Raw genomic sequence first — 10,780 nt, forward strand, 5'->3', positions numbered from 1 at the left:
GAATTCGCGGATTGTGCTTTCGCTCGTCATGGACCGGCCTCGTCCGCACCGGACGCGGGTGCCTCCCAAGTCTGGACGCGCGCCTTCACGGCCGCAAGGGCTGCAGCGACTGCCTCTTCGACGCCGAGACAGGTGGTATCGAGCCGGATTGCATCTGCCGCGATCTGCATCTGCGGCGCGTCCCGCGCATCCCGTGCGACGAGATCTGCAAGGATCTGCGCTTCTTCCACCGTTTCCCCCCGGCCGGCGAGCTCACGGAAACGGCGATGCGCGCGTACGCCAACATCCGCATCGATCCAAAGCTTCACCCCCGCCCAGGGCGCGATGACCGTGCCGATGTCGCGCCCATCGAGCACCGCCCCGCCGGGTTGGCGGGCGAAATCCTGCTGGAATTGCCGCAACGCCCGCCGCAGGCCGGGATAGCGCGCGACGCGGCTCGCCTGCTCGCCCGCCGCGCGGGTGCGCAGGCGCTCATCCACCAGCCATTCCAGCGCGAAACCGCGCGCGATGCGCTCGGCTGCGGCTTCATCATCGAGGTCGAGGCCGAGATCGGCCATGTGCTGCCCCACCGCGCGATAGAGCAGCCCCGTGTCGAGCATCGGCAGGTGGAATTCGCCCGCAAGGCGTTTGGCGATCGTGCCCTTGCCGGAGGCTGCCGGCCCATCCACCGCGATGACGAGCGGCTGGCTCACACGATCCTCCCGCCCAGGCGCGCCATCAGCGGCAGGAAATCCGGGAAGCTTGTGGCGATGAAGGTCACGTCATCCACCCCTACGGGCTTCGTGCTGGCGAGGCCCATCACCAGGAAGCTCATGGCGATGCGGTGATCCATATGCGTCTCGACCACGCCGCCGCCCGGCGCGGGCCTGCCATGACCGGAAACGATGAGATCATCGCCGATGATGCTGTGCTCCACGCCATTGACGGCGAGGCCATCCGCGACAGCCGCGAGGCGATCGCTCTCCTTCACGCGCAGTTCCTGCAGGCCGTTCATGCGCGTCTCGCCGGTCGCGAAGGCGGCAGCCACGGCGAGAACGGGATATTCGTCGATCATCGAGGGCGCGCGCGAGGCAGGCACGTTCACGCCGTTGAGCGCGGAATGGCGGATGCGCAGATCGGCCACCGTCTCGCCGCCCTCCTCGCGCCGGTCGAGTTCGACGATATCCGCGCCCATCTCCTTCAGCGTGATGAGAAGTCCGGTGCGCAGCGGGTTCATCATCACGGATTTCACCACAATCTCCGATCCCGGCGTGATGAGCGCCGCGACAATGGGAAAGGCCGCGGAGGACGGGTCCGCCGGCACGATGATCGGGCGGGGAGCGAGCGAGGGCTGGCCCTTCAGCGTGATCGTGCGGCCATGGGGGCCGTGGGGCGCCACGCGCACATCCGCGCCGAAAAAGGCGAGCATCTTCTCGGTGTGGTCGCGCGAGGCCTCGTTCTCGATCACGGTCGTCTCGCCCGGCGCGTTGAGGCCGCAGAAGAGAACCGCTGACTTGATCTGCGCCGAGGCAACCGGCGTCTCGTAGGTGATCGGGATGGTCTCCCGCGCCCCGCGGATGGTCAGCGGCAGGCGATTGCCCTCGGCGGCCGAAATCACTTCGACGCCCATCTTCCGGAGGGGATCGAGAATGCGACCCATCGGGCGCTTGCGCAGCGAGGCATCGCCATCGAAGGTCGCGCGGATGGGGTGGCCGCCGATCACGCCCATCATCAGGCGCGAACCGGTGCCGGCATTGCCGAAATCGAGCGTATTCGCTGGCTCAAGCAGGGTGCCGACGCCCATGCCGTTCACACGCCATTCGCCCGGGCCGAGATGCTTCACGGTTGCCCCCAGGGCACGGGCAGCATCCGCCGTGCGCAACACATCCTCGCCCTCGAGCAGGCCTGTCACGCGCGTCTCTCCCACCGCGAGCAGGCCGAAGATCAGCGCGCGATGCGAAATCGACTTGTCACCGGGAACAGTCACGGTGCCCTTGAGCGGATGGCCGGCCTCGGCGCGCATTGGCTTGGAAGATCGGGCGTGGCTCATCGTCGTTCTTCCTCGAAATGCGGCGCCGGCGAGGCGGCTTCCCATCCGGCTTCGCGCCGGGCAAGGCGCGATGACACGTCACGCGCATTGACAGGCGCGGGCGCACCCTCTAACGGGCTTCATCCCGAATTTGCAAGAGACCGTTCGGCGTCGATGGGCGCGGTTCGGGCGCTTGATCCCTCGAAACCCCTTTTGAAACGGGACCTCGACCGTGGCGAAGCCTGATCTCGGCACCAAGCGCACCTGCCCCGTGACGGGCAAGAAGTTCTATGACCTGAACCGCGACCCGATCGTGTCGCCGTATACGGGCCAGAAATATCCGCGCAGCATGTTCGACCCGCAGGCGAAGCTCGCCGCGAAGGCACCGGAGGCTGAGGAGGACGAGACGGAACTCGTGGTGGCCGATCCCAACTTCGTGCCGCTGGAAACCGTGGAGGCCGAGGATCCGGCCAAGGCCGCCGCGGTGGATGACATCGAGATCGAGGACGATATCGGCGACGAGGATGACACCTTCCTCGAGCCGGAGGAGGATGAGGATGATGGCGACGTCGCCGGCCGTATCGACGGCGACCTCGAGGAAGACGAGGAAACCTGAGTTTCCGCTTTTTCCGTCTTTCCCCTTGCGGTGCGAGAGACGTTGTGACAGAAACCCGCGCCGGGCGCTTCGGCTCCCGGCGCAGCCTTTTGCGGAAGGCGCGCAGATGACGCATCATCTTCCCGGGATGGTGGAGGATTGGGGCTATAGCTCAGCTGGGAGAGCGCTTGAATGGCATTCAAGAGGTCAGCGGTTCGATCCCGCTTAGCTCCACCAAATTACCCTTTTTGAATTCGTCGCTTGAAGCTTTATCCTTCGCGTTGCGGAGGAAACGCTACAGCCGGGTAATCTTTGGGTAAGCACGACGTGAGCGCTTAACCGGGTTTTCCCGGACATCCGGAATGCGCCGGCGCTTCGTGCAGTTTGTGCCGAGACGGAAACCCTCGCTTTGCAATAAGACTTCATCCTATGCCGGGTGACCTTGGTCGCGGATGGCTCGCCCTCGCGAAGCATCGGACCTCCAGCTTGAGAGCTTCGAGGCCGTAGACTCATTCCACGTATGCAGATGCGGAAGGATGCGAGCTTGATGGCGGCGAGCAAGTTCTCGGCGGTTTTGTCGAAGCGCGTGGCGATCCGACGGAAGTGCGTGATCCCCGGATCAAGTCCGAGGACAAGCTATTCGCCTTGAAAGCCGGACTGTGGTTTCGGCGCGGTCGTCTCGTCATGGTCTCACCTGTTCCCGGCATCATGCCGATCTCCGGCAGAATTTCCACTTATCCGAGCTGGGCACATTCCCCGAGCCAGCTCTCGCCCGCCTGTCACGGTCTCTGTCGTTGCAACCGGACGATGCGGGGCACATGCGGGGCCCGGGGCCGCAGCCTGATCGGGCGAGACGCTCGGATTCTGCAAAAAAAACGCCATCCGGCAATTGAAGGTTGACAACCGTTCTTGTCCTCATCAACAAGACACGCCGGCATTGAGCTATCTGTTGTTTTCGAACGGCGTTTTGCCGGTTCCGGCAGATTTCAGTGAGGATCGGGCGTGGGGCAGACAAACGCGCACCAGAATATCTTTATCGTGGGTGCGGCCTGCCGCTTGCCGGGTGCGGCCAATCTCGATGCTTTCTGGTCTCTGCTGAGCGATGGCCGCAACACCGTGAAGCCGGCCCCGAGCGGGCGCTGGAGCGTGGAGCGTTTCCTGCGTCCCGGCGCGCCCACGCCGGGCTTCGCCTACACCTTCGCGGGCGGTTATCTCGACGATCCCCTCGGTTTTGACCCCATTCCCTTCGGCATTTCGCCGCGCGAGGCCCAGCAGATGGACCCGCAGCAGCGCCTGCTGCTGGAGGTGGTGTGGGAAGCCTTCGAGGATGCGGGCATCCCCCCGTCGAGCCTGACCGGCAACGATGTCGGCGTCTATATCGGTGCCTCCATGGTCGATTACCAGAGCGGCGCGTCGCATGATCCCGCGGTCATGGAAAGCCATTTCATGACCGGCAACTCGCTGTCGATCCTCTCGAATCGCATCTCCTACATCTTCAACCTGCAGGGTCCGAGTTTCACGATTGATTCGGCCTGTTCCTCGTCGTTCGTGGCGCTCGACCGCGCAGTGGCCGCCCTGCGTTCGGGCGAGATCGACACGGCAGTCGTCGGCGGCGTGAACCTCTGCCTCTCGCCCGCGCCGTTCATCGGCTTCAGCCAAGCGCGCATGCTCTCGCCGACAGGGCCCTCGCGCCCGTTCTCGGCCGAGGGTGACGGTTATGTGCGCTCCGAAGGGGCGGTGGTGCTGATCCTGCGCAAGGGCGATCTCGCAAGCCTCGAGAAGAACCGCCTGCGCGGCGAGATCATCGATGTCGCGGTGAATTCGGATGGCCGCACCAGCGGCATCTCTCTGCCCTCGTTGGAGGGCCAGCGCCGCCTGCTCGATCGCTTCTACGATCGCGTGAAGGTTTCGCCGGACGACATCGCCTTCGTCGAGGCGCATGGCACGGGCACCAAGGTCGGCGACCCGATCGAGGCGACGGCCATCGGCCAGGCTTTGGGACAGAAGCGCACGAAGCCGCTGCCGATCGGCTCGGTGAAATCGAATATCGGCCATCTCGAGGCGGCTTCCGGCCTCGCGGGCCTGTTGAAATCCGCGATGGCGCTGGAAAAGGGCCGGCTGCCGCGCTCGCTCTTCCTCGACAAGCCAAATGAAGCGATCGATTTCGCGGGCCTGAACCTCACGCCCAACGCGAAGGAGCGCCCGCTGGATCTCGCGCAGGACGGCCAATATGCCGCGATCTGCAATTACGGCTTCGGCGGCACGAATGCGCATGTGCTCATCAAGGCCGTGCCGCATGTGATGCAGGCGGTGGAAGCCCCGGCGGAGGCGCCGGTTCTCATGCTTTCCGCCGCAACCCGCGATGCGCTGCTGACGATGGCCGGCCAGATCGCCGATCGCATCGAGCAGGGTGTGCCGGCCGTGCGCGCCGCGTGCAATTTCGGCCATTTCCGCGAGTTCCAGAAGCTGCGGCTTGCGGTTTCCACGAAGGATTCGGCTGCGATTGCCGGCCTGCGCGCCTATGCCGAGGGGCAGAATACGAGCCCGAATTTCGTGGCTGCCGAGGCCGCGGCCACTGCCCCGCTTGTTTTCGTCTTTTCCGGAAACGGTTCGCAGTTCAGCGAGATGGGGCATGCTGCCTATCGCGCGAGTTTCGAATTCCGCGCCGAGATCGCCGAGATCGACGCAGCGTTCCAGCCGCTGGCTGGCTGGTCGATTGCCCAACGGCTCGACGAGACCATTCCCTCGGCTGATCTCGAGAAGACCTCCGTTGTCCAGCCGCTGATCTATGCGATCCAGTCGGCCTTGGCCGCGATCCTCATGCGTCGCGGCTTCCGGCCCGAGGGCGTTCTCGGCCATTCCGTGGGTGAAGTGGCAGCGGCGGAAGCAGCGGACATCCTCACGCGCGCCGAAGCGACGCGGCTGATCTTCCTGCGCTCGAAACACCAGGAGAAGATGCGCGGGCTCGGCCGGATGATGGTGGTGGCGGCCGAACGCGCGAAGGTGGAGCAACTGCTCTCGGCCTTTGGTCGTCCTGAGATTGAGATCGCGGCCACGAACAGCCCGACCTCGACCACGCTTTCGGGTCCGGCGGAACTGCTCAAGAGCTTCGCGAAGCATTGCCGCCTCTCGCGCATCGCCACGATCGCGCTCGACATTGATTATCCGTTCCACTCTTCGGTGTTGACACCGCTCGAGAAGGCGATGGTGGCCGATCTCTCGGTCATCCACCCGCGCGCCGGCACCTGCCGCTTCCTCTCGACCGTGACGGGCGAGGAAGCGCCGGGCGAGACACTTCAGGCCGATTACTGGTGGCGCAACATCCGGCAGGAAGTGCGCTTCGCCGATGCCGTGGCGGCCGCTGCCGGGGGACAGGCGAAGACGTTTGTGGAAGTCAGCCCGCGCGCCATCCTCACGGGCGCGGTGCAGGAAAACCTGAAGGCGCTGGCGCTCGACGGCGAGGCGCTCGGCACGCTCTCGCAGAAGGATACGGAAGCGGCGGTCGATCTCTTGTTCGGGCGTCTCATGGCGCATGGCGTGCCGTTCGAGACGCAGGCGCTGTTCGGCCCGCGCCCTGCCGAGCCGCTGGCCCTGCCGAGCTACCCTTTCAGCCGCAACGATTATGCTCTGCCGGGCACGGCGGAAGCCTTCAACGCTTATGGCAAGACCATGCAATCCGACCAGCGGCACCCGCTACTCGGCGCCCGCATGGCCGATGGCTCGCCGGAATGGCGCGCGCTGATCGACCCACAACTCGTGCCCTATCTCGACGATCACCGCGTCGATGGCGGCGTGATCGTACCGGCAGCGGGTCTGATCGAGATGGGCCTCGCGGCGGGGCGCGACCTCTTCGGCGAGGTGCCGCTCGAACTCGACGAATTCGATGTGCTGAAGGCGCTGGCGATTGCGGAAGACGAAACCCGCGAGGTTTCCGTGCGCTACGCAACGGCGACCTCGACGGTTGAAATCTGGAGCCGCAAGCGCTTCTCGGCGCAGGAATGGTCGCTCCATGCGCGCGGCATCATCAGCCCGCTGACGCGCCCCGAGACGAAACCGCTCGATCCGCCCGTCACCTCGGAAAAGGTGAAGGACACGGCCGCCGAGGTCTACGAGGAGGCCACTTTGGCAGGCCTCGAATACGGCCCGCTCTTCCAGCTCGTGACCTCCAGCGAGCGCGACCGCGTGACGACGGATTCGCAGCTCGCCGCACCCAAGGGAGGGCTTGGTGCCTTCGAGGACAAGCATGTCCTGAGCCCGATTTCGCTTGATGCCTCGTTCCACGGCCTCTTCATCTCGCGGCCGCAGAAGGAAGGCGAGAAGAAGGCGCACCTTCCGGTGCGTTTCCGCAAGATCTGCGTCTGGCGCCATGGCGTGCCGATCCGCCGAGCGATCACGCTGCTGACCCAGGAAACCGACCGCTTCAAGACCGTGGCCATCACGCTGATGGACGAGGCCGGCAAGGTCGTGGCCTCCGTGGAAGCGGCGGTGCTGAAAGCGCTCTACCTCTCTAAGGCGACCGTCGCGGATCGCACCTTCCGCACGGAGCATCTGCCCTTCGGCCTCACGCCGGAGGAGGAGGCCGCCCTCGCGCAGGTTCGCGCCGTGCCGGAGGGTGAAGCCGAGGAACCGAACCCGCCGCCGGCCTGGCTCGTGCTGCGCGCCTTTGGCATCTCGCTCAGCCACAAGCTGCTGAAATCCGCCCTCCTCGATGGCCGCGTCGATGCGGCTTCGGTGCAGACGCGCTTTACCGAAACACAGGCCCGCGCGATGATCGATCTCGCGATCGCGAATTGCGAGGGCTTCGGCCTCGTGAAGAACGATGTGCTTACGACCGAATGCCCCCTGCCCGCGCCCGACGCGCTGGTCACCACGCTCGCGACGAATTTCCCTGAAGCGTCCTTCGAACTGCGCCTCGCAGCTTACGCGCTCGCGCATGCGGAGGAAGCGATCCGCACGGGCCGCACGCTCTCGCCCCCGGTCTGGCTGCGCGAACAGATGGAAGCGGGTGGCGTTCTGGGACAGCCGGTGATTGCGGCCTTGCGCGCGGCGATCGAGCAGGCAGCGACCGCTTTCTCGCGGCGCCTGCGCGTGCTCGTCGCGCATCCCTGGACGGCCGGCGTGATCCATGCCCTGCAGCCGCTTTCGCAAGCCGGCCGCATTGAACTCACGCTCGCGGCACCGAACCGCAAGGCCATCGACCAGGCCCGTGCGTTCCTGCGGCTTGAGACCGATATCGAATTCCTCGATCTCTCGGCGGTCGAGGGGCGCCTCCCGGCCGTGCGTTACGATGTGCTCGCCGGCATCGCCACCACGAGCCTCGTGCGCGACGGCCTGCCGGAAAGCCTTACGGGCTTCCTGCGGCCCGAAAGCACGATCCTGCTCGCGCAGCCGGGCACGGATCTCACGCTCGATCTGCTCGGCGGCATCTGGAACGGCTGGCTCACGCCCGCGCCGAAGAACGAGGCCGCGCTCGAAGCGCGCGTGAACACGATCAGCGCCCGCCTGGTGCTCGAGCGCTTCGGCGCCCGCGATATCGACACGCGCGTGATGGCCGATGGACTTGGGGCGATGCTCTCTGCCGCAGCTCCGGCCAGCGTGGCCGCCTCCGTGGCCCTGATGCCGGATTGCATGGTGATCGGCCAGCCGAAGGCGCCGGTCTTTGCGAATGTCGCACGTTCGGCTTCGCTCTCGCTGGCAGCCGATGCGAGCCTCGGCAAGAAGCTTCTCGACCGCGTGAAGGCGGGCGATCTGCCGCAGCATCTCGTTTATATCGCAGAGGATTCCAGCGCGGACAGCGTGGAGGCCCTGGCGCGGCATATCGAGGCGCTGAAGGCGATTGCCGAGGCGCTCGAACCGGAGGGCGCAAGCCCCCGCATCACGGTTCTGACGCGCGGCGCGATCGAGGCCGAGGCGGATCCGATGCCCGTGCAGAGCGGCCTCTGGGGTTTTCTGCGCGTCGCGATCAACGAGTATCCGGCGGTGGATTTCCGCCTCTTGGACCTCGCGACCGATCTAACCCCGGCCGAATGGTTGGCGCGGCTCGCCGAGGCCCTCTCGCTCGGTGGCGGCGAACTCGAACTCTCGGCCACGAAATCCGGCCTCGCCGCCCTCCGCATGCGGCGCGGCCTGTCCCGCGTGGAGCCGCTCGCGGCGAATGAGCGTGCGGTGCTGAAATTCGAGCAGCCGGGCCGCCTCGAAAGCTTCCAGTGGATGAAGGCACCGCGCCTCGGCCCGCGCGCCGGCGAGGTGGAGATCGAGGTTTCGGCCGTCGGCCTCAATTTCCGCGACATTCTCGTGGGGCTCGGCATTCTCGATGATGACCTGCTGGGCGCCGGCCTCACAGCGGCCGCGCTCGGCTTCGAATGCTCGGGCATCGTCACGCGCGTTGGCGAAGGCGTGAGCGAACTCGCCGTCGGCGACCGCGTGATGGGCTTTGCGGCGGATACCTTCGCGTCCCATCTCGTGGCGCCGGCCTGGCATTTCTTCCCCGTTCCCGATGGCCTCTCGATGGAAGCCGCTGCGACCGTTCCGGTGGCCTTCGCGACCGCCTGGTTCGCGCTTGTCAACCGCGCGCGCATTGGCAAGAATGAGGATGTGCTGATCCATGGCGGCGCGGGTGCCGTGGGCCTCGCCGCGATCCAGATCGCGAAGGCTTTCGGCTCGCGCGTCATCGCCAGCGCTTCCTCGCCGGAGCGCCGGGCGATCGCCAAGGCGGCGGGCGCCGACTTCGCCTATGAGTCCCGGCAGGAGCGCTTCGCCGAGGCCATCCGCCAGAACCATGGCGGCGTCGATGTCGTGCTGAACTCGCTCGCCGGTCCCGCGATGATCGCGAGCTTCAAGCTGCTGAAGGCCTTTGGCCGCTTCGTTGAGCTCGGCAAGGTCGATTACCTCTCGAACACGCATCTGGGCCTGCGCCCCTTCGTGCGGAACATCTCGTATTTCGGCGTTGATCTCGATGAATTGCTGGCGCATGACCGCGGAATCATCGAGGAAATCATGCGCGAGATTTCCAGGCGCCTCGTCGATGGCAGCTTCACGCAGCTGCCGCATCGCATCTACGAGAGCCACGAGATCGGCACTGCCTTCGCGGCGATGCAGGCCTCGGAGCATATCGGCAAGATCGTGATCAAGCCGCCCAAGGCCGCGATGGCCGATATCGCCGCGCTGAAGCCTGCGATGCGCGAGGGCAGCTACCTTGTCGTGGGCGGCACCTCGGGCCTCGGTCTCGCCACCGCGCGCTGGCTTTCCCGCCGCGGCGCGAAGGCGATCGTGCTCGCTTCACGGCGTGGGGCTGTCGAGGATGGCGGTGAAGCCATCGTCGCGGCCATGCGCGCGCAGGGCACGAGGGTCGATGTCGTCGGGCTCGATGTGAACGATCCGGCTGCCGTCGAGGCGCTGATCGCCCGCATGAACCACGATTTCGGCCCGGTGCGCGGCATCGTGCATGCCGCCGTGCTGCTGGAAGACGGCATGATCGCCGGCCTGCAGCCCGATCGCTTGCGCGCCGTGCTCTCGACCAAGCTGAAGGGCGCCGAGAACCTCGCGGCCGCGACGGCGAAGCAACCGCTCGATTTCTTCGTCGTCTATTCCTCCGCGACGACCGTGATCGGCAGCCCCGGTCAGGGCGCTTACGTGGCCGCGAATGCCTGGCTCGAGGGCTTTGCGCGCGAATTGCGCCTCAAGGGCGTGCCGGCGCTCGCCATTGGCTGGGGCGCGATCTCGGATGTCGGCATCATCGCGCGCGACAAGCAGCTCGGGCGCCGCCTGCGCCGCACCACGGGCGTGGTGGGCATTTCCTCCGGGGAATCGCTCGCGCATCTCGGCCGCATGCTGGTGCTCGGGAAGCAGGCCTATCCGACGCAGTTCTACACGAACATCGCGCCGAGCGGTGCGGCCGAGAAGCTGCGGCTCATCAATGCGCAGGATATAGGAGATCTCGCGACGCAGCGCGCGGACGATAATGCCGACGGCTTCCGCCTGATCCTTGCCCTCGATGGCGGTGACGAGATCGCCGCCATCCTCGCCCTTCTCCTCGGCCCGGGCGAGGCCGAGGCCCGCGAAGGTCGGCGCATTGATGAGCCGCAGCTTCTCCGCCGCGCCGCTCGGCGCGATGTTCGTGTAGAACTGCGTCGGATAGGCCTGCTTCCCGAGCACCAGCATGCGGCCGAGATGCGCGA

4 protein-coding genes and 1 tRNA gene are annotated in these 10,780 nt (G+C 66.2%); 3 read left to right on the forward strand and 2 right to left on the reverse strand.

Annotation, left to right across the window (positions count from 1 at the left end):
- Nucleotides 1-26: 26 nt before the first annotated feature.
- Nucleotides 27-692: a (d)CMP kinase gene (cmk, locus tag ACKODO_RS07690; protein ID WP_408982859.1), complete on the reverse strand. Its 666-nt coding sequence runs from the start codon at nt 690-692 to the stop codon at nt 27-29.
- Entirely contained in the window at nt 689-2,029 is a 1,341-nt protein-coding gene (gene aroA / locus ACKODO_RS07695; protein ID WP_408982860.1) for a 3-phosphoshikimate 1-carboxyvinyltransferase, read from the reverse strand. The genes cmk and aroA overlap by 4 nt, the downstream gene beginning before the upstream one ends.
- Before the next feature lie 211 nt (nt 2,030-2,240).
- Here aroA and ACKODO_RS07700 point away from each other — a divergent pair, with 211 nt between their 5' ends.
- The 3 genes from ACKODO_RS07700 to ACKODO_RS07710 all read left to right on the forward strand — a co-directional run.
- Nucleotides 2,241-2,624 (forward strand): TIGR02300 family protein, encoded by a 384-nt coding sequence (locus tag ACKODO_RS07700; RefSeq protein ID WP_408982861.1) that lies wholly within the window; start codon nt 2,241-2,243, stop codon nt 2,622-2,624.
- A gap of 140 nt (nt 2,625-2,764) precedes the next feature.
- Nucleotides 2,765-2,840: transfer RNA gene (locus ACKODO_RS07705), tRNA-Ala, on the forward strand.
- A 765-nt stretch (nt 2,841-3,605) separates the two neighbouring features.
- The coding region (locus ACKODO_RS07710) for an SDR family NAD(P)-dependent oxidoreductase (RefSeq protein ID WP_408982862.1) at nt 3,606-10,780 on the forward strand (7,175 nt) is incomplete at its 3' end.

This window comes from Rhabdaerophilum sp. (assembly GCF_046092605.1).
GTDB lineage: Bacteria > Pseudomonadota > Alphaproteobacteria > Rhizobiales > Beijerinckiaceae > Rhabdaerophilum.